The sequence below is a fragment of the Alphaproteobacteria bacterium genome (assembly GCA_016124955.1).
Lineage (GTDB): Bacteria > Pseudomonadota > Alphaproteobacteria > UBA9219 > RFNS01 > RI-461.
This window is the reverse complement of sequence record WGMR01000007.1, coordinates 1-22,482: the sequence shown is the minus strand read 5'-3', so window position 1 is coordinate 22,482 and position 22,482 is coordinate 1. Positions and strand designations below refer to the sequence as shown.

24 protein-coding genes are annotated in these 22,482 nt (G+C 60.6%); 15 read left to right on the top strand and 9 right to left on the bottom strand.

Annotation, left to right across the window (positions count from 1 at the left end):
• Nucleotides 1-104 precede the first annotated feature (104 nt).
• From GC131_05995 to GC131_05940, 12 genes are all read left to right on the top strand, one after another.
• Nucleotides 105-284, top strand: a complete 180-nt coding sequence (locus tag GC131_05995; GenBank protein MBI1273616.1) for a Flp family type IVb pilin — start codon at nucleotides 105-107, stop codon at nucleotides 282-284.
• A gap of 291 nt (nucleotides 285-575) precedes the next feature.
• A complete protein-coding gene (locus GC131_05990; protein MBI1273615.1) occupies nucleotides 576-755 on the top strand; it encodes a Flp family type IVb pilin in 180 nt (59 codons plus the stop codon).
• A 297-nt stretch (nucleotides 756-1,052) separates the two neighbouring features.
• Nucleotides 1,053-1,232: a Flp family type IVb pilin gene (locus GC131_05985; GenBank protein ID MBI1273614.1), complete on the top strand. Its 180-nt coding sequence runs from the start codon at nucleotides 1,053-1,055 to the stop codon at nucleotides 1,230-1,232.
• Nucleotides 1,233-1,419: 187 nt separating this feature from the next.
• Nucleotides 1,420-1,587 (top strand): Flp family type IVb pilin, encoded by a 168-nt coding sequence (locus GC131_05980; GenBank protein ID MBI1273613.1) that lies wholly within the window; start codon nucleotides 1,420-1,422, stop codon nucleotides 1,585-1,587.
• A gap of 238 nt (nucleotides 1,588-1,825) precedes the next feature.
• Entirely contained in the window at nucleotides 1,826-2,374 is a 549-nt protein-coding gene (locus tag GC131_05975; protein MBI1273612.1) for a hypothetical protein, read from the top strand.
• 16 nt (nucleotides 2,375-2,390) lie between these two features.
• Nucleotides 2,391-3,290, top strand: coding sequence for a Flp pilus assembly protein CpaB (gene cpaB / locus GC131_05970; GenBank protein ID MBI1273611.1), 900 nt, complete (start codon nucleotides 2,391-2,393; stop codon nucleotides 3,288-3,290).
• An 11-nt stretch (nucleotides 3,291-3,301) separates the two neighbouring features.
• Complete coding sequence (locus GC131_05965; protein MBI1273610.1) at nucleotides 3,302-4,753, top strand: type II and III secretion system protein family protein; 1,452 nt, start codon at nucleotides 3,302-3,304, stop codon at nucleotides 4,751-4,753.
• A gap of 6 nt (nucleotides 4,754-4,759) precedes the next feature.
• Entirely contained in the window at nucleotides 4,760-5,206 is a 447-nt protein-coding gene (locus tag GC131_05960) for a hypothetical protein (GenBank protein MBI1273609.1), read from the top strand.
• A gap of 41 nt (nucleotides 5,207-5,247) precedes the next feature.
• Entirely contained in the window at nucleotides 5,248-6,459 is a 1,212-nt protein-coding gene (locus GC131_05955; protein MBI1273608.1) for an AAA family ATPase, read from the top strand.
• A 59-nt stretch (nucleotides 6,460-6,518) separates the two neighbouring features.
• A complete protein-coding gene (locus tag GC131_05950) occupies nucleotides 6,519-8,162 on the top strand; it encodes a CpaF family protein (protein ID MBI1273607.1) in 1,644 nt (547 codons plus the stop codon).
• Nucleotides 8,159-9,238, top strand: coding sequence for a pilus assembly protein TadB (locus tag GC131_05945; GenBank protein ID MBI1273606.1), 1,080 nt, complete (start codon nucleotides 8,159-8,161; stop codon nucleotides 9,236-9,238). The genes GC131_05950 and GC131_05945 overlap by 4 nt, the downstream gene beginning before the upstream one ends.
• A 30-nt stretch (nucleotides 9,239-9,268) precedes the next feature.
• On the top strand, nucleotides 9,269-10,240 hold the full coding sequence (locus tag GC131_05940; protein ID MBI1273605.1) for a type II secretion system F family protein: 972 nt from the start codon (nucleotides 9,269-9,271) through the stop codon (nucleotides 10,238-10,240).
• A gap of 46 nt (nucleotides 10,241-10,286) precedes the next feature.
• On the opposite strand, the gene GC131_05935 is transcribed toward GC131_05940, so the two are convergent.
• Entirely contained in the window at nucleotides 10,287-11,732 is a 1,446-nt protein-coding gene (locus tag GC131_05935) for a hypothetical protein (protein MBI1273604.1), read from the bottom strand.
• A gap of 43 nt (nucleotides 11,733-11,775) precedes the next feature.
• Here GC131_05935 and GC131_05930 point away from each other — a divergent pair, with 43 nt between their 5' ends.
• From GC131_05930 to GC131_05920, 3 genes are all read left to right on the top strand, one after another.
• The gene (locus tag GC131_05930) at nucleotides 11,776-12,273 is read left to right on the top strand and encodes a winged helix DNA-binding protein (protein MBI1273603.1); all 498 of its coding nucleotides are present in this window, start codon (nucleotides 11,776-11,778) and stop codon (nucleotides 12,271-12,273) included.
• A 3-nt stretch (nucleotides 12,274-12,276) separates the two neighbouring features.
• Nucleotides 12,277-14,169, top strand: a complete 1,893-nt coding sequence (gene trkD / locus GC131_05925; GenBank protein MBI1273602.1) for a potassium transporter Kup — start codon at nucleotides 12,277-12,279, stop codon at nucleotides 14,167-14,169.
• Between the two features lie 145 nt (nucleotides 14,170-14,314).
• Nucleotides 14,315-15,094 carry a hypothetical protein gene (locus tag GC131_05920; GenBank protein ID MBI1273601.1) on the top strand — a complete coding sequence of 260 codons (780 nt, stop codon included), beginning with the start codon at nucleotides 14,315-14,317 and terminating at the stop codon, nucleotides 15,092-15,094.
• Here the strand turns inward: GC131_05920 and GC131_05915 are convergent.
• The 8 genes from GC131_05915 to GC131_05880 form a co-directional block, all read right to left on the bottom strand.
• Nucleotides 15,008-15,649, bottom strand: a complete 642-nt coding sequence (locus GC131_05915) for a bifunctional phosphoribosyl-AMP cyclohydrolase/phosphoribosyl-ATP diphosphatase HisIE (protein MBI1273600.1) — start codon at nucleotides 15,647-15,649, stop codon at nucleotides 15,008-15,010. The genes GC131_05920 and GC131_05915 overlap by 87 nt on opposite strands.
• The gene (gene hisF, locus GC131_05910; protein MBI1273599.1) at nucleotides 15,646-16,413 is read right to left on the bottom strand and encodes an imidazole glycerol phosphate synthase subunit HisF; all 768 of its coding nucleotides are present in this window, start codon (nucleotides 16,411-16,413) and stop codon (nucleotides 15,646-15,648) included. The genes GC131_05915 and hisF overlap by 4 nt, the downstream gene beginning before the upstream one ends.
• On the bottom strand, nucleotides 16,407-17,021 hold the full coding sequence (gene hisH / locus GC131_05905; protein ID MBI1273598.1) for an imidazole glycerol phosphate synthase subunit HisH: 615 nt from the start codon (nucleotides 17,019-17,021) through the stop codon (nucleotides 16,407-16,409). The genes hisF and hisH overlap by 7 nt, the downstream gene beginning before the upstream one ends.
• A gap of 13 nt (nucleotides 17,022-17,034) precedes the next feature.
• Entirely contained in the window at nucleotides 17,035-17,622 is a 588-nt protein-coding gene (gene hisB / locus GC131_05900) for an imidazoleglycerol-phosphate dehydratase HisB (protein ID MBI1273597.1), read from the bottom strand.
• On the bottom strand, nucleotides 17,604-18,926 hold the full coding sequence (gene hisD, locus GC131_05895; protein ID MBI1273596.1) for a histidinol dehydrogenase: 1,323 nt from the start codon (nucleotides 18,924-18,926) through the stop codon (nucleotides 17,604-17,606). The genes hisB and hisD overlap by 19 nt, the downstream gene beginning before the upstream one ends.
• Complete coding sequence (locus GC131_05890; protein MBI1273595.1) at nucleotides 18,927-19,811, bottom strand: ATP phosphoribosyltransferase; 885 nt, start codon at nucleotides 19,809-19,811, stop codon at nucleotides 18,927-18,929.
• A gap of 272 nt (nucleotides 19,812-20,083) precedes the next feature.
• The gene (locus GC131_05885; GenBank protein MBI1273594.1) at nucleotides 20,084-20,740 is read right to left on the bottom strand and encodes a class II aldolase; all 657 of its coding nucleotides are present in this window, start codon (nucleotides 20,738-20,740) and stop codon (nucleotides 20,084-20,086) included.
• Nucleotides 20,741-20,843: 103 nt separating this feature from the next.
• On the bottom strand, nucleotides 20,844-21,947 hold the full coding sequence (locus GC131_05880) for a hypothetical protein (GenBank protein ID MBI1273593.1): 1,104 nt from the start codon (nucleotides 21,945-21,947) through the stop codon (nucleotides 20,844-20,846).
• Nucleotides 21,948-22,482: the final 535 nt, after the last annotated feature.

The window sequence follows — 22,482 nt, the reverse complement described above, 5'->3', positions numbered from 1 at the left end:
ACTCATTGTTTCTTATTGGTTTTTTTACCCGGTTTTAAGCCTTTCAGGATAATCTGAACCTACTTGGAGCGTCCAGTCGTTCCATCTAACGAAGGAGATATATCATGCGTACAGTATTAGCTCGTTTTATTAAGGAAGAAACCGGCGCCACCGCGATCGAATATGGTCTGATCGCAGCGCTCATCTCGGTCGCCATCGTTGTCGTGCTCGGTGAAGTCGGTACCGAGCTGAACAACACCTTCACCACGGTGAAGACCAAGCTGACGGGCGGCTCGAGCTCGTAAGCCGAGTAATAACGACGAGAGGCTTCATGCCCTTCGTTGATGGTTGAGACGCCAAGCGCGGCGGGCCGGCTTCATGCCGGCCCGCCGTTTCGCTTTGTACGGGTTCATCGGGGCAAAAAATATACGCGAACATGCCGCGAAAATTTTCCGAAAGTTTTTGTCAAACAATCCATAAACCCTTGCTACAGGCTGGTTTCTTGCATGCGCTTCACGGGTTTTTAATCATACTGCGTTATAGTCCACGTGCACACTATTTTACATGAAGGCCAAACTTTCGAAGGGAGAGAGAGCATGAAACATATTTTGCAAAGATTCCTCCGCGAAGAAACGGGTGCCACCGCGATCGAATATGGTCTGATCGCAGCGCTCATCTCGGTCGCCATCGTTGTCGTGCTCGGTGAAGTCGGCACCGAGCTGAACAACACCTTCACCACCGTGAAAACCAAGCTGACGGGCGGCTCGAGCTCGTAATACCGGCGGCGGGCCCACGGGCCGCGCCCCGCTCCTTTGGTGGAACGGACTGGAAAATTGCAGGCGGCTCCTTCGGGGGCCGCCTGTTTTTTTGCCTGCGCACGGCCGCCCGGCGCTGTTTTTGATGATTTTTCCCGCCCGCGCGGTTAATGCGCCTACAGCAACCGCTTGTTCTTCCACGAATCTTTTTATGAAAGTATTAACCGCGTTGACGGACCCCCCTGTTTTTCGGTTATAACCCCCCTGCACACTTGATTGAAACGTGCTTATTTAAACAACTTTTTATGGAGAGATATTATGCGTAACCTTTTGATCCGTTTCGTTAAAGAAGAATCCGGTGCCACCGCGATCGAATACGGCCTGATCGCCGCGCTCATCTCGGTCGCCATCGTCGTCGCCCTGGGCGAAGTCGGCACCGAGCTGAACAATACTTTCACGACCGTGAAGGGCAAGCTCGTTGCGCCCTCTTCCTCGTAATAGTTCTAATAGCTCTTAAGTAATAATAGGTTAGTGCGTACGGGCCGGCGGGGAAACCTTCCGGCCCGTTTCGTTTGTGTCCCAAGCTTCATAATCTTCTGTACAAATCCCCGCGGCGCGCCTAAAACCGTTTCCGGATTCTGTTTCGAAACCGGTTTTATTTAGTCATTATCAAGGGTTATTAACCATGAAAAGCGCCATCATGCGTTTTATTGCGGAAGAAAATGGCGGCAGCGCAATCGAATATTGCCTGCTGGCCTCGCTTATCGCCGTTGGCATCGTAGCCGCCCTTGGCGAGGTCGCGACCGCGCTGAACAACACCTTCACAACCATCAAGAACGCGCTTTCCAGCTAAAGCCCGGTTTCCCGTGCCAAGGCTTGCGGCCCGGGCTTTCGGGCCGTTTGCATTTCTGCTTATTTTCACTCTGTCATTTCGATCCCGGGCGTAATTTTCGTGCGCGTGGCGGGGGCACAATTTTGCCTAAAAACGCTGTGCTGAAAGCGCCACAGGATTGCCCGAAAAATAAGGGCCGGAGCCGTTAATTGGCTCTTAAGTAATAATTTGCGACACTGTCGTTAACCATCACGCCTCTATGTTTAAAGGCCTTGTTTCACAACCCGGAATCCCGAGAGCCATGATTACGGAATTCGCAAGCTTTCATCTGTCCATTCTTCTCGTCGCAGCGATCCTGATCATCATCGCTGCGGTGATCGATGCGCGACGCTTCCGTATTCCCAACGCGATCTGCGCAGCCCTGATCCTTTTGTTTCCGCTGTTCGTTCTGTCGGCGCCCAGTGATATCATGTGGCAACAGAACCTTATGGTGTTCGGACTCGTGCTCGTGATCGGCCTTGCCATGTTTTCCGGCAATCTTGCGGGCGCGGGCGACGTCAAAATGCTGGCCGCAATCTCGCTTTGGTCCGGCGCAAACTATATCGGGGTTCTGCTTGTCATCACCGGCATCGCCGGCGGCCTGCTCGCGCTTTCGATGGGCGCGCTGGCTTACCGCCGCCAGCAGATTGCCGGCAACAAGGTTTCGATGGGCCAGCTCGCCAAGGTGCCGATCCCGTACGGCGTGGCGATTGCCGCTGGCGGTCTTGCCACGCTGGGCATGATCGCTTGGCCCATCATCACGTTGTGACAAAGGAGTTCGTGTTATGAACCGCAGAATCGTCCTACTCGGCTCGCTGATCCTGATCGTGGTCGCCGTGGTCGCGATCAAGATTTTGGGCAGCGGCGAACAGCCCCAGCAGGTGGCCGAGGAAGAGCCGTTGCAGATCATGATCGCGGCGCGCAACCTGCCTGCGGGCACGCTTATCAAGGAAGACGATCTGCAGTGGCAAAAATGGCCGCCCGAGGCGCAAACCGCCAGCATGGTCGCCAATACGGAATATGAACTCGCAAGCTTTCTCGGCACCGTCGTGCGGTCGGGCGTGCGCGAAGGCGAGCCGGTCATGAAAAACAGCGTGCTGCGCCCGGGCGAAAAGGGCTTTTTGGCCGTCGTTCTGCAACCGGGCATGCGCGCCATTTCGGTCAAGCTGACACCGGTGACCGGCGTTGCCGGTCTTATATTCCCGGGCGACCGGGTCGATGTAATCCTGACGCATCTTGTCGATGTGCCGAAAACCGATGGCGGCGTGACCACGCGCCGGCTTAGCGAAACCGTTGTGACCAACGCGCGCGTGCTCGCGCTCGATCAAAAAATCGACGATCAGGCCAAGGAGCCCAAGCTGGCCGATGTCGCGACGCTCGAAGTCACGCCGAAGGACGCCGAAAAGGTCGCGCTGATGGCTGATTGGGGCACGCTGGCGCTTGTGCTGCGCTCGGTCCTGACCGAAGAGCGGGCGGCGGGCGAAGCCGCGAACGCAAGCGGCGAAACCGCCGAAGATGTCATCAGCGGCCTTCTGATCCCCGAAACCGCGCTGCAGGGCGGGGGCAAGGATCGTACATGGGATAGCGACGTCAGCAACGTTCTGCCCACGCCCAAGCTTATTATTCGCAGGGTGCAAGTGCTGCGCGGCAGCGAGACCGGCGAAATGACATTCGAACAGCGTTGACGGAGCGCGGCATGAGGAGAGAGACGATGAAACAAAGCCGGATCGCACCGCAGGGCGCAGGCGCCCTGCTGGCCACGCTGCTTTTCGCACTGCTGCTGGCGTTGCCGGGGCAGGCCATGGCGGCGCGCGGCGGCGCGCTCGAAATCATGATCGACCGCGGCGAAACCCTTCAGCTCGCCAACCCGGCAGGCTCGGTGTCGATCGCCAATCCCGAAATCGCCGACATCCAGGTCCTGTCGCCCACCACCGTCATGGTGTTCGGCAAAAAGGTCGGGGAAACCACCTTGCTGGCGGTGACCGAAGCCGGCGCCGTAATGCTGGAACGCGCGGTGCGCGTCACGCTCAACCTCGAAGATATTCACCACGCGCTCGATGTGCTGCTGCCCGGCAACAACATCCAGGTCGCGGCCGTGCCCAACGGCATCATGCTGACCGGCGATGTCGCCGATCCGGGCGCAGCCGAAGATGCGCACCGCGTCGCCGCGCGCTATATCCCGGACAAGGGCGAGATTATCGACCGGCTGCGTATTCAGTCTTCCAACCAGATCCATCTGCGCGTGCGCGTCGCGGAAATATCGCGCGACGTCACCAAGCAGTTCGGCATCAACTGGAGCAATGCGTTCCAGCTCGGCAACAATTTCGCGCTCGGGCTCATCACCGGCACCACGGCAGTGCCCACGGGGCCGTTCGGCATCAACGTGTCGCGGCCGAACGAAGCCAACGTGCTTGGCTTCAACTTCGCCAACGGCAATAATGCCGATATCAACGGCTTCATCGATGCGCTGGCGTCCGACGGGCTGATCAGCCTTCTGGCCGAACCGAACCTGACCGCGATGTCGGGCCAGACCGCCTACTTCCTCGCGGGCGGGGAATTTCCCGTCATCGTGCCGCAGGACGATCAGACCCTGACGGTCCAGTTCAAGGATTACGGCATCAAGCTTTCTTTCACGCCGACACTGGTCAACGAAAACCGCATCAATCTCAGGGTCCGGCCCGAAGTGAGCGAACTTTCGAGCGAAGGCGCGGTGGTTCTGGCCAACCTGCAGATCCCCTCGCTGCGCGTGCGCCGGGCCGAAACCACGGTCGAGGTCGCAAGCGGCCAGAGCTTCGCCATCGCCGGGCTGGTTTCCAATTCGCAGAACCAGAGCGTGCGGAAATTTCCCTTCCTCGGCGATATGCCGGTGCTCGGCGCGCTGTTCCGTTCCACAAGCTTCCAGAACGATCAAAGCGAGCTCGTGATCATCGTCACGCCCTATCTCGTGAAGCCCACAAGCACCCAGCAGCTCGCGATGCCGACCGACGGCTACGCGCCGCCGACAGAAACCGATCGCCTGCTCGATCTGCGCCGCGTCGCCAGCGACCCGATGTCGCGCAACATGAGCGGCGCGCCCGTCGCTGCCGCTGTGACCGCGCAACCACCCGTATCCGCCCCGGTGCAGGCCGGCGGCTTTATCGTGGAGTAAAAGACCATGGCCACCACCCCGATCAAGCACATACATCACCTGCTCGGCGCGCTGGCGCTGGTAACGGCAACGATGCTGCTTTCCGGCTGCTTCGAAAGCCTGAAGACCAAAACCGTGAACCCGGATTACCGCATCATGGTGATGCCGAGCACGGCGGAAGAGGGGACGTTCGTCGCCGTACCGCCGACCTGTGCCGATTGGCGCACCTATATCGTCAGCCCGGTCGATAACCAGCCGATCCCCTCGCTTGGCTGCGCCAATGCGCGCAACCTCGCCATGATGGTCGAAGACCCGGAAGATCTGATCGATGGCGGCGAGCTCGGCCCGACCGACGCCAAAAAGGCGGCCAATTCGGTGCTGCGTTACCGCTGGGACGTGCCCTATGGCCTGCATGACCCAACCTCGCCGCCCAATTCGATCCTGCCGGATCCGACGGTCGAGAAAACCCCGTAACCCCATGAACCAGACAGCGACAGACAGGGCGTAATACTGAAATGAGCGACAGCGAAAACATCCTCCACCCCGAATTTATGGCTTTCGTCACCGACGAAGATTCGAACGCCACGCTGCGCGCCTGGGCCAAGCAGCAAGGCTGGCCGGAAGCCTGCGTGCAATCGGGCGGGCCCGACATGCTCGCAAGCCTGCTGGCGCAGCAAGCGACGCCGCCCAAGCTTGTGCTTGTCGATTTCGACGGCCAGGAAGATCAGCCGGCGGCGGCGGCGCGGCTCGTTAATTTGTGCGGCCCGAAAGCCCAGGTTATCGGCACCGGCAGCGTCAACGATGTGCGCATGTACCGCGCCTTCATCCAGACCGGCCTCGTGGATTATATGGTCAAGCCGCTCGCGCCCGATACGCTCTCGCAGGTCGTGCAGCTCGCACAAAAGCCGCGCGCATCCGCTTCGGCTGCGCCCAAGGAAGCGCGGCTCGTGTTCGTGATCGGCAGCCGCGGCGGCGTCGGTGCCAGCACCTGCGCCGTCAATATGGCGTGGATTCTCGCCAAGGAGCAGGGCTTCAATACCGCACTGGTCGATCTTGATCTGCAATTCGGCACGGCGGCGCTTTCGCTCGATATCGAGCCCGGGCGCGGCGCGCGCGACATCATGAGCTCCCCGAGCCGGGTCGATAGCCTGATGATCGCCAGCTCCATGATCATCGCCGAAGACAAGCTTTCGGTGCTCAGCGCCGAAGAAAATCTCGAAGACCCGGTGCCGGTTGATCCCGGCGCGCTGAATGCCATTCTGAAAGAGGTGCGCGAAAACTTCGATTACGTGATCGTCGATCTGCCGCGCAGCCTGGTTTCCTCGCAGCGCCGCATTCTCGGCCTCGCGCACGCCATCCTGCTGATCAGCGATCAATCGCTGTTCGGAATCCGCGATTGTCTGCGCCTCAAAATGCTCTCGCAAAGCGCAACGGCCGCCACCGCGCCGCTTATCGTCACCGCGCGCCACGGCAAGGACCGCCCGCCGCAGGTCGATAAAGCCACCTTCGAAAAAGGCATCCAGGACAAAATATCCTTCGTCATTCCCGAAGACAGCAAGGTGGCCAACGATGCCGCCAACAGCGGCCGGGCGCTTGCGTCCATAACGCCGCAGGCACCGAGCGCGCAGGCAATCCGCGCGATCGCCGAACATATAACCGGCATGAAAAAGCAGGAAACCGGCAAAAGTGGCTTCATGAGCAAGCTGCTCGGAGGCAAGGATAAATGACACCGGCTGACGGCGGCGGCAAAACCGGTATGACGATCGGCACGCTGCGCGACGAGCTGATGCCGGCGCTGCGTACCCGCATTCCGCCTGAAAAGGCGCTGCGCCTGCCGCGCGCCGAAATCGCGCACGCCGCCAAGGACCTGACGGTCGAGCATCTGTTCCAGAAAAAGGTCGAGCTGAACTGGCTCGACCAGCGCGATCTTATCACCGCGCTGGTCAACGGCCTGCTGGCGATCGCGCACAAGGAAGCGGGCCACGCGCCGGCCCCCGATGCATCGCCGCGTGCCGCTTCTGCGGTACCGGGCGAAGAGGGTGACGAGGACAGCGAAGGACCCGCGGCCCCGGCGGCCGAAGCCGCGATCCTGGCCGCGGTGGCGACCAGCGAAGGGCAGGAAAAGCGCCGCGCCGTCAGCAACAACAATTCAATCGACAGCGCAAAGAACAAGATCCAGCCCTTGCTTTTGCAGCGCATTGACAGTTCGGCCGCCGCGCGCGTCAGCCGCGCCGAACTGATGCGCGACGTCACCGATCTGGTGACCGAGCTTCTGAGCGAAAACAAGATCCACCTGAACGCGGGCGAACGGCAGGAGCTGGTCGTCCGCATGATCGACGATATGCTCGGTCTCGGCCCGCTGGAACCGTTGCTGAACGACGAAAACATCACCGAAATCATGGTCAACGGCCCCAAGCAGATTTATACGGAAGAGCGCGGCAAACTGACCCTTTCCAACGTGAAATTCCGCGATAACGGCCATGTCATGACGGTCGCCACCCGCATCGTGACCGCCATGGGCCGCCGCATCGACGAAAGTTCGCCGCTGTGCGATGCGCGCCTCGCGGACGGAAGCCGCGTCAACATCATCATCCCGCCGCTGGCGATCGATGGGCCGACCATTACCATTCGTAAATTTTCCAAGAAAAAAATCACGCTCGACACCATGATCAAGTTCGGCAGCATCTCGCCCGTCATGGCGACGGTGCTGCGCATCGCCGGGCGCGCGCGCTGCAATATCATCATTTCTGGCGGTACCGGTTCGGGCAAAACCACGCTGCTTAACGCCATGTCGCAAATGATCGACAACGGCGAGCGTATCGTCACCATCGAAGACGCGGCCGAACTGCAGCTGCAGCAGCCGCATGTGGTGCGGCTGGAAACCCGCCCCGCCAACCTCGAAGGCGACGGCGAGATCGGGATCCGCGATTTGCTGAAAAACTCCCTGCGTATGCGCCCCGACCGCATCATCGTCGGCGAGTGCCGCGGCGGCGAAGCGATCGACATGCTGCAAGCCATGAATACCGGCCACGATGGTTCGCTTTCCACCGTCCACGCCAACCGCCCGCGCGAAGCGCTGATGCGCCTTGAAAACATGGTCGGGCTTGGCGGCGTCAGCCTGCCGCCGCGCGCGATCCGCATGCAGATCGCTTCGGCCATTGATATGATCGTACAGGTCAGCCGCATGCGCGACGGGTCGCGCCGCATTACCCATATCAGCGAGATTGTGGGCATGGAAGGCGATGTCATCACCATGCAAGACCTGTTCACGACCGAACTGAAGGGCGAAACACCGGACGGAAAATTGCTGATCGAGTTCAAGAATCACGGCCTGCGCCCGCACTTCCTCACCAAGGCACAATACTTCAACCTCGACCGACAGCTTCTCGATGCGATAGCCGAGAAGCCGACGGCGCTGGAGCGGAAATGACCGGCGCGGCTGAAGCCGGCCCTGTGGTGGCGAAGAAAATTGCCGCCGGCGAAGCCGCCGTCGATGCGGCCACGAATGCCGCCGCTGCTGCTGCGCAAGGCCCCGATCTGACGCTCATCGTCGGCGGCGTCGCCGTTGTTGCCATTCTGCTGCTCATCATGATGGGGGGCGGGAACAAGAATAACAGCGTCAGCAAGCGGCTCGAGCGCGTTTCGGGCAAGCGCGCGCCCAACCGCAAAAGACGGGAAGAGCCGCTTTCGGTGCGCCGCAGCTTCGAAGCCAGCGCCATTCCCATGTTCGACCAGTTCTTGAAGAACGGCTTGCCGCGCATCGAAAAACTGCGCGCACGGCTCGAACGTACGGGCAAGAAAATCACGATCGGTTCCTATCTTCTGATCACCGGCCTGCTGATCATGGTAGGCTTCTTCGTCACGCAGCATGTGGCGCATCAGACCGTCGGTACTTCGGCGCTGTTCGGCATCGCCGTCGGCGTTTTGCTGCCGCATCTGGTGATCGGCTTTATGGGCGACCGGCGGGTCAAGAAATTCCTGCAATATTTTCCCGAAGCGATCGACACCATGTGCCGCGGTCTGCGCTCCGGCCTGCCGGTCACCGAATCGATGGCGGCCGTGGGCCGCGAAATGCCCGAACCGGTGGGGGTAGAATTCCGCCGCATAACCGATGCCGTCCGCATCGGACAAAGCCTCGATGATGCGATGTGGGAAGTGGCGGCACGCATCAACACGCCGGAATTCCGCTTCCTGATCATTTCCATGTCGATCCAGCGCGAAACCGGCGGCAACCTTGCGGAAACGCTTGCTAACCTGGCCGAGCTGATCCGCCGCCGCCGCCAGCTGAAGCTGAAAATCCGCGCCATGTCGGCCGAAGCGCGCGCCTCCGCCATGATTATCGGTGCGCTGCCTTTCGTTATGTTCATCATCCTGTTCGTCGTCAGCCGCGATTACGTCTCTGCGCTCATCACCACCAAGGCCGGGAACAACCTTGTTTTCTTCGGTCTCGGCCTGATGGCGGTCGGGCACGGCGTGATCGCCAAGATGATACGTTTCGATTTCTAGCCATTCAGCAGCGGAGACGAGCAACGCGTCATGCCGAAATTCCTTTCAAAATACCTCGATAACCCCGATGCCATGGCCATGCTGGGCGGCGGCGCGGCGTTGGTCGTGATCGCGCTCGTATGGTTTACCTTCGTCGAACGCAATCCCTTGCAGCGGCGGCTGAAGAGCATCAGCGAGCGCCGCAAGGAGCTGGAGGCCGTGGCGGCGAAAAAGGCTTCCCGCCGCCCGGACGTCAGGCAGCTCGATTTCATGAAACAGGTTCTGGGCGCGCTGCAACTCAATACCGATGAAGTGCTTGGCGCGGTGCGCACAAAGCTGATCCGCGCCGGCTATCGCGGGCGCGATGCCGTCGTTATCTTTATGTTTATCAAGGTCGCGGTCGGGCTCGGGCTCGGCGTTGCGGCCTTTTTTGCAGCTTTCGTCACCGGCACAATCGAAGCCCAATCCAGCGTCAAACTGCTGATCCTGCTCAGCGCGATCTTCGTCGGCTGGATGGCGCCCGATTTTATTTTGCGCTCCAAAACCAAGAAACGCAGCGAAATCATCCGTCGCGCCATGCCTGATGCGCTCGATCTTATGGTCATTTGCGCCGAAGCTGGGCTCTCGCTCGATGCCACGCTCGATCGCGTGGCGCGGGAAATCGGCAATACGGCGCCCGAGCTGGCGGAGGAGCTTGCCCTTACCGGCGTCGAGCTGAACCTGATGCCCGAACGCAGCAAGGCGCTGCAGGCGATGGCGGATCGTATCGCGCTGCAAGGCGTGCTCGCGCTGGTCAATACGCTGATCCAAACCGAACGTTTCGGCACGCCGCTTGCGCAGGCGCTGCGCGTTCTGTCGGCGGAAATGCGCGACGAACGCATGATGATGGCGGAAGAAAAGGCGGCCAAATTGCCCGCGACGCTGACCATCCCAATGATGATCTTCATCCTGCCCACACTGTTCATGGTGCTGGTCGGCCCCGCGGCCATCAGGGTTCTGGAGACATTCAGGAAAAACAACTAGCCGCGCAGGCGCCGCCTCGTCAATCCCGGCTATATACGCGGAAACGCTATTCGCCGCCCAGCGTAAGGCCGCAGGTCATGTTTGCGGCTTCCAGCGCATCGCAAAAATCCTGCACATCATCAAGCGTGCCGAACCCGGTCGCCAGCACGCGCGCGCCGCCTTCCGTTGCTTGCTTGGTAAAACTTATAGCGGGGTTTTTGGCCGATTTGCGGGCGGCAGCGATACGTGCATCCGCCTGTTCCGGGGTTTTAAACAGCCCCAGATCGGCATCGAGGCTGGCGCCAACGCTTTCGGAAATCTTGGCCGCAGGTGGCTGTTTCGGCGCCGGCACAATGCGCTCGGCTTTCGCGCCGGCCTGCGTGGGCTTGGCTTCTTGCGCCTTGGGCGCGGAAACGGCAGGTACAAGCTTTTCCGGCGGCGGTACGGGCGCGGCGTTTTCGGGGCGCGGCTCGATCACTTGCACCGGCAATTCATGCATTTCACCCGCGCTGGCGCCGGGCGCGGTTTTGCCGCCGCCGCTGCGTTCCTGGTTCCATGCGGCAATCGTCTTCGTCGCCTGATCCTGCGCCATGCCCGAAGCCAGCAGCGTTTCGCGCGCACCGGCATCGTCGCCGTCATAAAGCTTTGCCTGCGCCAAATTCTGTTTCATCAGCGGCGAAGCGCCGGGCGCGGACACAAGCGGCGCAAGCAGTGCAATCGCTTCGCGCGGCTTGTTCGAAAGCGTAAGCGAATGCGCAAGGTTGCTGATCGTGTTGCCGCTGCTCGGGTCTTTGGCCAGCGCGCGGCGGTATTGTTCCTGCGCCTCGCCATGCAGTCCCTGCATGTCCAGCGCGACACCGAGCGCGGAAAACGTCTTTGCGTCGCCCCCCGTCGCATCGATGATAATACGGTACTGGTCGCGCGCTTCGGCCGCGCGTCCCTGCGCCACAAGCAGGCGCGCCATATCTTCGCGCACCGCATAATTGGTGCCGTCAAGCCCGATCGCTTTCCGGTAATATTCGATCGCGCTGTCGTTCGCGCCGCCGGATTGCGCGATATGCGCCAATTCGATCAGCGGGCGCGGGTTATCCTTGTCCAGTTCGGCCGCGCGGGCATAGAACTGCGCGGCCATCGCCGTGTTGCCTTGCTTTTCCATGGTGCCGGCGATCCGCAGCACCGGGTCGGTGTCCAGCCTGGTGTTTTTCTCGCTCCACGGGCTGTCGGCGCAACCGGCAAGCAACCCGCTTGCCAGCATAAGCGCCATGATGGATACGGCGTTTGCGGGACGGGTTGCTTTCATGGGCGCTGGCCTCGAGGGCTTTAGGAAAAGGGGGCAGGGTCGCCCCGCAGGAGAGTCTTTAAAGTATAGAACTGGCGTTCCGGCGTGACCACCATTTTGCAGCAACGAAGGTAAACGCCCGGTTAAGCGCCAATAACGCCACTTCATGCCGCATCCGGAACGATATTGGGCGCGGGCCGAACAAAACGGCACAAGAATGCGTATTTGCCCCATTGGCGTGGTGGAATTTGGCGCGCGGGCATATTATGCTGAGATTATGCCGACACCAGCCGCTTCCCAAGATGCCATGCTGACCGACCTTCCGGTCCTGATCGAACGTATGCATAGACGTTTCCTCGACGTCGTGCGGCTCGAAATGGGCCGCAGCGGCGTGACCGATATCAGCCCGGTCCAGGTGATGATGTTGTGCAATATTGGGCACGAGGAAATCTCGGTGCGCGATTTGATCGAGCGCGGCTATTACCTCGGCTCCAACGCTTCCTATAATCTCAAAAACCTCGTTTCCGGCGGCTATGTTGACCGGCAAGCTTCGGCACGCGACAAGCGCTCCGCGCGCCTGCGCCTCACAGACAAGGGCAGGCAGGTTCTGGCGACGCTGGGCGAACTTGAAAAGAAGCTGGCGCAGCCGCTGCTCGATAACCCCGAAGACGCCGCCGCGCTCGATACCGCCTACCGCATGTTGCGCAAACTTGAGCGCCGCTGGAGTGATGCCGTACGCTATGCAGCAGGCGGCGATGACAAGGCCGGCCTTTAGCGCATGAGCGAAAACAGCTACAGCAGGCGCTTCGACAAAATAGCGCGCCCTGATAAACGCACCATGATCCTCGCGGCGCTCGGCGTGGTGTATGGCGATATCGGCACCAGCCCGCTTTATACGATGCGCGAAGTTTTCACGATCGGCGATATGCCGATCGACGATGTCGGCGTGCTCGGCATTCTTTCGCTGGTTTTCTGGGCACTGGTGCTGACTGTCACCATCAAATACATCACGCTGGTGCTGCGCGCCAACAACAACGGCGAAGGCGGCGCGCTGGCGCTTGGTGTGCTGGCGGGCAAGTTCATCCGGCCGGATTCGCGGCGGCGCAAGGCGTTTCTGCTGCTCGCCATCGCGGGCATGTCGCTGTTTTTCGGCGATTGCCTGATCACGCCCGCCATTTCGGTGCTCAGCGCGGTCGAAGGGCTCGGCGTCATTTCGCCGGTGTTCGATCATGCGGTGGTGCCGATCGTGCTTGCGATCCTGGTCGCGCTGTTTTCCTTCCAGCGCATGGGAACGCACAGCGTCGGTTCGTGGTTCGGGCCGGTTATGGGGCTGTGGTTTATCGTGCTCGGTCTGCTCGGCATCAGCCAGATCGTGCAGCAACCTCAGGTCCTGTTCGCGATCAACCCCTATTACGCGCTGCGCCTTCTGGTGCTTGATCCGTGGCATCTGTTCCTCGCCATGGGGCTTGTCGTGCTGGCGGTGACGGGGGTTGAAGCCCTGTATGCCGATATGGGCCATCTCGGCCGCGATCCGATCCGCCACGCGTGGCTGATGCTGGTATTGCCGGGGCTGGTGCTCAATTATTTCGGGCAAGGGGCCTTGTTGCTGCGCCAGCCCGAAGCGGCGCACGAACTGTTCTTCGCCATGGCGCCCGATTGGGGCCTGTACCCGCTTGTGGCGCTGGCCACCGCGGCCACCGTCATCGCTTCGCAGGCCGTTATCTCGGGCGTATTTTCGCTGACGCGGCAGGCGATCTTGCTCGGCTTCCTGCCGCGCATGCAGATTTTGCATACCTCGCCCACCGAACAGGGCCAGATCTACATTCCCCGCATCAACTGGCTGATCATGTCGGGCGTTATTTTGCTGGTGCTGGGCTTCGGTTCGTCCAGCGAACTTGCCGCCGCCTATGGCGTTGCCGCCACCGGCACGATCATGATCACCTCGTTTCTGGTCGCCAGCGTCGCGATGCTGAACTGGAAATGGAGCCTGCGCAAAACCGTTCTGGTGTTCGGCGGGCTTTCGCTGTTCGATTTTACCTTCTTCACCGCCACGCTCATGAAAATTCCGGAAGGCGGCTGGTTCCCGCTCGTGGTCGGCGGCACGGTGTTCACGCTGGTCGCCGTGTGGCGGCACGGGCGGCGCGTTCTCTATAACAAGCTATACCGCGATGCGATGCCGATGCAGGAATTCCTGCAAAATCTTTCCGGGTACCACCGCACGCCCGGCACCGCCGTTTATATGACGGCGGATGTGGAGCGCATGCCCAAGGCGCTGTTCTACAACCTCAAGCACAACAAGGCGCTGCACGAACGCGTGATCGCCATGACATTGAAAATCGAGGATATTCCCTGGTGGCCGGTCAAGGAACGCGTGGCGGTGACCGATCTCGGTCACGGCTGCTACAGCGTCGTGGCACATTACGGCTTTCTCGATAGGCCGGACGTGCCCAAGGCGCTGCGCATGTGCGCCGAACACGGGCTGCAGGTCGATCCCGAAAATATTTCCTATTTCCTAAGCCGCGAAACGCTGCTGGCCTCGCGCATGCCCGATCTTGGCCCGATCGAGGAGCGCCTGTATATCGCGCTATCAGCCAGCGCACAGAACGCGACCGATTACTATCGTATCCCGCCGAAATGCGTGCTCGAACTCGGCACGCAGGTGGAAATTTAGCCTCCATTTTATCAAAAAATTATTTATATAAAACAATATGTTAATGTCTTGAAATTAAAACATCAAGGAATTGGTTACATAACCTGCTCTATATTTGGTATAGTCACGCTTACCAATTTTAAGAATGATTTTTTACGGAGCAAACATGACAACCCCCGCACCCGTCAAACATACCGCCGATTATCAAACAGCCGCCGACCGCGGCATTCGCGGGATGTACGGCATTGCCGCAACCGTTATGGGTGTTGGGGCTTCTTTCGCCGCCTATTTCGGCATGGGCACGGCAGCGGTAACTGCATCTTCTGCTTCTACCGCAGCGATGTTCGGCGCGGCTGCGTTCCCCGCCTTTCTGCCTTTCGTAGCACCGGCTTTGCTTGGCGTTGTCGGGTTGGGGCTTCTCGCCTTCGGCATCTACAACATTGTCAAGGCGATGAGCCCGAACAAAAATGTGAAAAAATCAGTTGGTAAGGACGAACAAATCACCAATAAGTATGCCGAAACTGAATTCAAGGAGAAAAAATTCGGTTCACTTGATTATTTCACTTCCACGCCGCAAGGACGCCTGGTTCTGTTTGGCTCAATTTTCGTTGCCGGTCTTGCCCTCGGCTTAACAATGGGCGCCTTTGGTCTTGCCGCTCCACTCGCCGTTAACTGGCTGATGGGTATTGGCGGTATCGGTGCCCTCGTGGCTGGGCTCATACCCTTGCGCGTCAACAGAATTACGAACCTTCGGCGGCAAAACGGCAATCGCGCATCACTTGGCACACCGCGCCCAAACCTGCACCTGCGGGCTAAGTTATCTGATTATTTTTTAGTATTGTATTCCGTTGATCGCGCGCTACTTATGCCGCGCCTGCAAAACCGCGATCACTTCATCCAGGTTTTTTCCGCCCGCCTTCAAAAGCACAAGAAGGTGGAACAGTAAATCCGCCGCTTCGTTCGCCAGCTTCTCGGGCTCCGCCACGGCCGCGAGCGCGGCTTCCGCGCCTTCCTCGGCCACCTTCTGCGCCACGCGCGGCATGCCCGAAGCCAGCAATTTGGCGGTATAGCTGGCCTCCGGCTTATCGTTCGCGCGCTGCGCGATCACGCTTTCGAGCTTGCGCAAAAACATGAACGGCGCATCCTTCGCGGCTTCGCCGCTTTCGCGCGCGGGCGCATCGAAGCAGCTGGTGAAGCCAAGATGGCAGGTGTAGCCGGAAGGCTCGGCCAGCACGAGGATCGCATCCATATCGCAATCCCCCGCCATCTTCACGAGCCGCAGGTGGTTGCCCGAAGTTTCACCCTTGGTCCAGAGCGCGTTGCGGCTGCGGCTGAAAAAAGTCACAAGCCCGGTCGAAAGCGTCTTTTCGTACGCATCCGGGTTCATATAGCCAAGCATCAGCACCGCGCCCGTGCGCGCATCCTGCACGACGGCGGGAATAAGCCCGCCCATCTTGCCCCAATCAAAACCTTCCGTGCCCTTGTTGTCGCCCGCGCTCATAGCCGCACCGCAATTCCTTCCCGCCGCAAATGGCCCTTCACCTCGCCGATCGTGAACAGGTTATCATGGAATACGCTGGCGGCCAGCGCGGCATCGGCGTCCGCCTGCGTGAACGCATCCGCAAAATGCTCAAGCCTGCCCGCGCCGCCCGAAGCGACCAGCGGTATGTTCACGGCCGCGCGCACCGCGCGCAGATGCGGAATGTCATAGCCGTCCTTGCGCCCGTCGGCGCGCATGCAGTTCAAAACGATCTCGCCCGCGCCGCGCTCGGCCGCTTCATGCGCCCAAGCGGCGGTTTCACGCGCGGTATCGCGGGTTTTTTCGGCGCTGCCGGTATATTGATACACGCGGTAGCCGCCTTCTTCCTGCCTGCTGTCGATCCCGACCACGACGCATTGCACCCCGAAGCGCAGCGCCAGCTCGCCGATCAGCGCGGGGTTTTCCAGCGCCGGCGAATTGATCGAAACCTTGTCCGCGCCGCGCCCGAGGATTTTTTCCGCCGCCGCTAGGCTGCGGATGCCGCCCGCGACGCAAAAGGGTATGTCGATCTGCCGCGCCACGCGCTCGACCCAGCCGTAATCCACCGTGCGCCCCTCGGCGCTCGCGGTGATGTCATAGAACACAAGCTCGTCCGCGCCTTGCGCGCTGTACAGCGCAGCGCGCTCGGTGATATCGCCCACAACGCGGTGGTCGCGGAAACCGATGCCCTTCACGACAACGCCATCCTTAACGTCAAGGCAGGGAATGATGCGCCGCGTCAGCATGGCATCTCCGTAAAGTTGCGCAAAAGCCGCGCGCCCACGCCGGCCGAACGTTCCGGGTGGAACTGGCAGGCATATAAATTATCTTTCTGCACGGCGGCGGCAAATGGCCCGCCGTAATCGCTTTCGGCAATCGTAAAGGCGGAAACGGGCGCGCGGAAGCTGTGCACGAAATAGGCATATGCGCCGTCCGCTATTCCGTCCAGAAGCGCGCCCGCGCGCTTTATATTCAGGCTGTTCCAGCCCATATGCGGCACGCGCAAGCGTGCGCCGTCCGCGCCGGTTTCCGGGAATCTGGCGACCGTGCCCGGCAGCAGGCCGAGACAGGCGACATCGCCTTCCTCCGACCGTTCATACAAAACCTGCATGCCGACGCACACACCCAGAAGCGGTTTTTTGTTGTTGCGCAAAACATCGACAAGTCCGTGGCGTTCAAGCGCCTGCATGGCAACGGCGGCGGCGCCGACGCCGGGCAAAATGATTTTATCGGCCGCCGCGACCGCGGCCGGGTCGGTCGTGTCTTCCGTCTGCACGCCAAGCCGCGCAAGCGCAAAGCGCACCGAATTGAAATTGGCCCCGCAGCAGGTGATAAGCGCAATACGCTGGGTCATGCGCGCGCTCCGGTCAAAGCGTTCCCTTGGTGGAAGGCACGGCAGCCTTGGCGCGCGGGTCCACCGCCGTGGCGGCACGCAGCGCGCGGGCGCATGATTTAAAACACGTTTCTGCGATGTGGTGGTTGTTGCGGCCATGAAGCGTTTCGATGTGCAGGTTTATTTGCGCATTGAAACAAAGCGATTTAAAGAATTCCTCCACAAGCTCGACATCGAAATCGCCGATCTTGGGCGCGGTAAAGGCCACGTTCCACACGAAGTAAGGCCGCCCGGAAAGATCAATCGCCGTGCGCGTCAAGGCTTCATCGAGCGGAACATAGGCCGTGCCCATGCGCACCAAGCCCTTGCGGTCGCCCCACGCCTTGCGCAGCGCCTGACCAATACAAATGCCGACATCCTCAACCGTGTGGTGCGCATCGATGTGCAAATCGCCCTTGGCCTCGACATTCAGGTCGATCAACCCGTGGCAGGCGATCTGCATCAGCATGTGATCGAAAAACCCTATGCCGGTGTTGATCTTGCCCGCGCCCTTGCCGTCAAGGTTCACGCTGACCTTGATCGATGTTTCCTTGGTTTTGCGTTCTACGCTCGCTTTGCGCATGGCTTTTCCCCTTCTGCGGATAAACGTATCGTCACGGCGCGCCCGTGCGCCGAAAGCTGTTCGGCTTCGGCCAGTGTCGCCACCACGGGGCCGAGCGCCGCAAGCCCCTCGCGGCTCAGCTGCTGCACCGTCATGCTTTTCATGAAACTGGCAACGCCGAGCCCGCCTATGGCGCGTGCCGCGCCATAGGTCGGCAGCACATGGTTGGTGCCGCTGGCGTAATCGCCCACAACCTCGGGTGTCCAGGCGCCGACGAAAACCGAACCGGCATTGCGGATGTGCGGAACGATTTCTTCCGCGCCCGCGCATTGAACGATCAAATGTTCCGGCCCATAGCCATTGGCGATGCCGATCGCTTCCTTCATATCGCCGACGACGACGATACGGCTTTGCGCCAGCGCTTCGGCTGCGATGTCCTTGCGCGGCAAGTCCGCCAGCTGTGCGTCCACCGCTTGCTGTATGTCCTGCGCCAGCGCCGCATCGGTCACACAGCAAAACACCTGCGAATCCCGCCCGTGCTCCGCCTGGCTCAGCAGATCGGCGGCGATGAAGCGCGCATCCGCGCCGCCATCGGCCAGCACCATCACCTCGCTCGGGCCCGCGGGCATGTCGATCGCGGCGCCGGACGGGTCCTGCGCCACCCATTGCTTGGCCGCCGTCACATAGGCGTTGCCGGGCCCGAAAACCTTGTCGGCCTTCGGCACGCCGCCAAGCCCGTAGGCCATGGCGGCGATGGCCTGCGCGCCGCCTATCTTATAAATCGTTTCGATCCCGCAACGCTGCGCGGCATACAAAATTGCGGGGTTTATGCCGCCGTCTTTTTGCGGCGGCGTACACAGCACGCGCGCGGCGCAGCCCGCGATTTGCGCAGGGATGCCAAGCATCAACACGGTCGAAAACAGCGGCGCGGTGCCGCCCGGCACGTAAAGCCCGGCGCAGCCAAGCGGGCGCCAAAGCTGGCTGCACTGCACGCCGGGCATGGTCTCCAGCGTGTAATCCCGCGGCTTCTGCGCGGCATGGAACTTTTCTATATTCGCGGCGGCGGTATCGATCGCAGCGCGCAACGCAGCCGGAACCATGGCGCAGCCGGCCGCAATCTCGGCTGCATCAGCGCGCAGCGCACGCAGCCGCACACCGTCATATTTCTCGGTCAGGTCGAACAAAGCCTGTTCGCCGCCCGCCTGCACCATTTGCACAATCACGCGCACGGCAGCGGCAATATTATCGGACGTGGCGGCGGCGGGGCGCTGCAACGCCTGCGTCCGCGCCGCGCCATCAAGTTCACTCCAGTTGATAATCTTCATCTACGCCATCATCTTTTCGATAGGCACCACGAGTATGCCCGAAGCCCCGGCGGCCTTGAGCCGCTCCATCATGTCCCAGAAAACCGTTTTGGTGCAAACCGCGTGCAGCGCCACCATATCGTCGCGCCCCTCAAGCGGGATCACGGTCGGCGCGTCGCAGCCGGGCAAAAGCGCGCTGATCGCCTTGACGCTGGCCTTGGGCGCATTGAGCATGATGTATTTGCTTTGCTCCGCCGTCAGCGCGCCCTGCAAACGCTGCGCCAGCCGGTCATAAATCGCCTGCTTGGCGGCCGGCAGCGTGCCGGGCGTGCGGATCAGCACGGCGCCAGACGTAAACACCTGCGTAACGGGCGCGAGCCCGTTGGCCGCCAGCGTCGCCCCGGTCGAAACCAGGTCGCAAATCGCTTCCGCCAGCTTCAGCCGCGGCGCCAGCTCGACCGAGCCGCGCATGGAAACGATCTTCGCTTCCATATTGTTGCGTTCCAGAAATTCCTTCAGCAAGCCGGGGTGGGAAGTGGCGATGCGCTTGCCGTTCAATTCCCGAAGCGTCATCTGGTGGCCGTTTTCCGGCGCGGCGATCATAAGCCGGCAGCTTGCGAAATTCAGCGGCATGACGGCGGCGGGTTCGTCGCCCAGATTGTTCTTCAGCGCATATTCGCGCCGCACATTGTCGCCGACGATGCCGAATTCGCAAATGCCGGTTTGCACGAAATTCGGAATATCGTCGTCGCGCGCGAGCAGCAAATCGACCGGCAACTCGTTGACCCGGCAATACAGATCGTTGCGGCCATACGAAATATGCAGCCCGCAACGCTTCAGCAGATCGATGCTGCCTTCCGCCATGCGCCCGTTTTTCTGGATCGCGATCCGCAACCTGTCGTTCATCTCGCCCATGTCAACCCCCACACCCTTCTATCGTTCCCGTTTTCATTCCGCCGCCGGGCCCGAAAACGGCAAGGCGCCCGTTGCTTGCCGGGCACCGCCGCTTCTGGCCTGTCGCTGCTGGTTTGCTGTACCAGCATGCTATTACGCGGGCACAATCTAGCCGCCGGGCGGGCGCGCCGTCAAGCATGCTTTTATTTGCAAAACCCCGCGGCTTGCAAAGTTGAATATCATTTAATATCATAGACTTAGATATATCTGGCCGGGCGGTCTGTTTATGTGCGGCCCTTTTTCCGCGGCCCGTAATTGCCGAACTTCTTCAGAACGCGCGCCATTTCCGCGGCATCGAGCAATACGGGCCTGCCCACGCTCAGCGCCAGAAGATATTGCCGCGCCACCGCCTCCACCTCGACCGCCAGCCACATGGCCTTTTCAAGCGTCTGCCCGAGCGCAACAATGCCATGGTTCGCAAGCAAACAGGCATTGCGCCCCTCCAGCGCCTCGCACGCCGCCGCGCCAAGCTCCGGGCTGCCATAGGTGGCATAGCGCGCGCAGCGAATATTGCTGCCGCCTGCGGCCGCCACCATGTAATGCGCGGCCGGTATATCCATGCGGTTGATCGCGAGCGCGGTGGCATAGACGGGGTGCGCATGCACAAGCGCGTTCATATCCGGGCGGGCGCGCAGAATATCGCTATGCATCTGCCATTCGCTTGAAGGCGCATAGCGGCCCTGCCATGTGCCGTCCATGGCCATAAGCGGCAAATCGGCGGGTTTCAGGTCTTCGTAAGCTATTCCGGTTGGCGTGATCAGAAGCTTCTTGCCCGCGCGCACCGAAAGATTGCCCGACGTGCCCTGATTCAATCCGCTTGTATTAAGAGCGAGGGCGTGGCGGATAAGCGCGCACCGCAGGCTGGCTTGGCTATCTGGCATGCCTTAGCCATAAACCGTTTCGCCCCCGCCGCCAAGCCGGGTAAAAGCAAAAAGGCCGGCCCCGTACGGGGCGCCGGCCTTTATGTCTTAAATTGCGTTCGCCTTACTGTTCCTTGCAGAACATGTTGATACAGCCGCTGCAATTGTTCGGGCGGCCCGTGGCGCCATAAGCCCAACTGGGCATGACCCACACCTGGCAATCACCGGTTTTCGTGTGCGATTGGGCCTGAACATAGGTTCCCGCTATTGCGTTGCTGTGCGAAGCGGCGCGTGCCAGCGCGGCGCAGGCGTCCCAACCGATCCGCGCGGCGTTATGCAGCATGGAAACGGCGTTCTGGTAATAGACGTTTTCTGTGCCCTGCCAGCCGGTGCAGCTGGTCTGCTTTTGCGGAGGAGGAGGAGGAGGCGGTTCGGCCTTTGGCGCCGTGCAATCCACATCGCCGCCGCCGCGCTGGCCTATGCAACTCCAGCTCCACGGACCGTTGCCGGAAACGCTTGTCGCCGCGCCGCCGCTGCACAGCGCGCTTTCGCTGTCCGGCGCAGCGCTCAATGTCTGGCCGTTCGCCGGACCGCAAGCGCCCTGCACGGGCGGGTGGTTCTTGTCGTTCGCCCAGCAACCGGCCACCGTGCCGCCGTTCGAAGGCTGGCAATCCCAGGCCCAGCCGTTTTCCGTCGGCATCAGGGCCGAAGGCGTGCCGGATTGGCAAAGGTTTTCGGTCGGCGCGCATTCAAGCGTCTCGCCGTTCGCCGTGCCGCAAACGCCGTCGATCGCATCCGGCGGCTCGGTCGGACAAGGTTTGATGACGATGTCGCGCGGGCAATTCTTGCGGAACGCTTCCCACTCCCGGTTGGTGCGCATGGGCACGAAATAGGTTTTCCGGGAATGGTTTTCGACGATATAGCAGAAATGCTTGTTCTGATGCGTGAAACGAAGCGGCTCCTGGTAGTGCCAGCCCTTGGGGCAAATCACGGTTGAATATTTACCCGGCTTGCCGCGGCCGCAAAGCCGGTAATCGCCCTGATAGGGATAGTTGCCGAAGTAACGCGAAATCAGATTGTCGTCATAATGATGATTGTCATGGTGATGATTCCGGTTCGGATTTTTTCCAGCATGGGCCGGGGCGGGAAGCGCAAGCGCCGCGCAAAGCGCAAGAACGGCGACAATGGAAAAAACAACGACCCTGCTTAAACCGGTGTACATAACCATGTCTCCTTTAAAAATCGTCACGCGGCATGCCGATCAAACATGACCGCACAAACGTAAATCACGTTGTAGAACAGAGCTTTTTTATGTCCAGCGGAATAACGGCAAAAAACCCGCCGCGCACAAAATTTACCATAATTTTATTGCGCGTGACGCGCGCGCGGTAAGAACTTAACGCAAACATGTCCGCGAAGCCGTCCGGTTCTCGTCTTATTCACACTTGGTGATCTGCCTGCTGGTACGGCCGACCTGCACGGTCGCTGCATAGCAGCGGTTGTATATCTTCCACTGGCCATTCGATTGGCATTGCGCCACGGCGCCGTTCACGCTGTAGAACGATTCCTGCGAATGCGCCCAATAGCCGGGAACATTCGGCATGCTGCCCATGCGGCCATGCGAACCAAGGCTGCTTTTCGTGTAGTACACAGCCGCAACCCCGTAATCGTCGGCGCCCCAATGGATCGCACGGTTATCGTTCGGATGAACGGTCGTGATCGGCAAGCCGTAACTGTAATCCGACCAATAGCCGTCCGGCAGG

Excerpts from the sequence above, each read along its gene's own strand:
- hisF (MBI1273599.1), bottom strand. The coding sequence starts at position 16,413 with ATGCTGACGCGGCGCATCATTCCCTGCCTTGACGTTAAGGATGGCGTT.
- GC131_05890 (MBI1273595.1), bottom strand. The coding sequence starts at position 19,811 with ATGAACGACAGGTTGCGGATCGCGATCCAGAAAAACGGGCGCATGGCG.
- trkD (MBI1273602.1), top strand. The coding sequence starts at position 12,277 with ATGAGCGAAAACAGCTACAGCAGGCGCTTCGACAAAATAGCGCGCCCT.
- GC131_05945 (MBI1273606.1), top strand. The coding sequence starts at position 8,159 with ATGACCGGCGCGGCTGAAGCCGGCCCTGTGGTGGCGAAGAAAATTGCC.
- hisH (MBI1273598.1), bottom strand. The coding sequence starts at position 17,021 with ATGACCCAGCGTATTGCGCTTATCACCTGCTGCGGGGCCAATTTCAAT.
- GC131_05935 (MBI1273604.1), bottom strand. The coding sequence starts at position 11,732 with ATGGGGCAAATACGCATTCTTGTGCCGTTTTGTTCGGCCCGCGCCCAA.
- GC131_05960 (MBI1273609.1), top strand. The coding sequence starts at position 4,760 with ATGGCCACCACCCCGATCAAGCACATACATCACCTGCTCGGCGCGCTG.
- GC131_05980 (MBI1273613.1), top strand. The coding sequence starts at position 1,420 with ATGAAAAGCGCCATCATGCGTTTTATTGCGGAAGAAAATGGCGGCAGC.
- GC131_05965 (MBI1273610.1), top strand. The coding sequence starts at position 3,302 with ATGAGGAGAGAGACGATGAAACAAAGCCGGATCGCACCGCAGGGCGCA.
- hisD (MBI1273596.1), bottom strand. The coding sequence starts at position 18,926 with ATGAAGATTATCAACTGGAGTGAACTTGATGGCGCGGCGCGGACGCAG.
- GC131_05990 (MBI1273615.1), top strand. The coding sequence starts at position 576 with ATGAAACATATTTTGCAAAGATTCCTCCGCGAAGAAACGGGTGCCACC.
- hisB (MBI1273597.1), bottom strand. The coding sequence starts at position 17,622 with ATGCGCAAAGCGAGCGTAGAACGCAAAACCAAGGAAACATCGATCAAG.
- GC131_05940 (MBI1273605.1), top strand. The coding sequence starts at position 9,269 with ATGCCGAAATTCCTTTCAAAATACCTCGATAACCCCGATGCCATGGCC.
- GC131_05950 (MBI1273607.1), top strand. The coding sequence starts at position 6,519 with ATGCCGGCGCTGCGTACCCGCATTCCGCCTGAAAAGGCGCTGCGCCTG.
- GC131_05880 (MBI1273593.1), bottom strand. The coding sequence starts at position 21,947 with ATGGTTATGTACACCGGTTTAAGCAGGGTCGTTGTTTTTTCCATTGTC.
- GC131_05995 (MBI1273616.1), top strand. The coding sequence starts at position 105 with ATGCGTACAGTATTAGCTCGTTTTATTAAGGAAGAAACCGGCGCCACC.
- cpaB (MBI1273611.1), top strand. The coding sequence starts at position 2,391 with ATGAACCGCAGAATCGTCCTACTCGGCTCGCTGATCCTGATCGTGGTC.
- GC131_05915 (MBI1273600.1), bottom strand. The coding sequence starts at position 15,649 with ATGAGCGCGGGCGACAACAAGGGCACGGAAGGTTTTGATTGGGGCAAG.
- GC131_05985 (MBI1273614.1), top strand. The coding sequence starts at position 1,053 with ATGCGTAACCTTTTGATCCGTTTCGTTAAAGAAGAATCCGGTGCCACC.
- GC131_05930 (MBI1273603.1), top strand. The coding sequence starts at position 11,776 with ATGCCGACACCAGCCGCTTCCCAAGATGCCATGCTGACCGACCTTCCG.
- GC131_05955 (MBI1273608.1), top strand. The coding sequence starts at position 5,248 with ATGAGCGACAGCGAAAACATCCTCCACCCCGAATTTATGGCTTTCGTC.
- GC131_05920 (MBI1273601.1), top strand. The coding sequence starts at position 14,315 with ATGACAACCCCCGCACCCGTCAAACATACCGCCGATTATCAAACAGCC.
- GC131_05975 (MBI1273612.1), top strand. The coding sequence starts at position 1,826 with ATGTTTAAAGGCCTTGTTTCACAACCCGGAATCCCGAGAGCCATGATT.
- GC131_05885 (MBI1273594.1), bottom strand. The coding sequence starts at position 20,740 with ATGCCAGATAGCCAAGCCAGCCTGCGGTGCGCGCTTATCCGCCACGCC.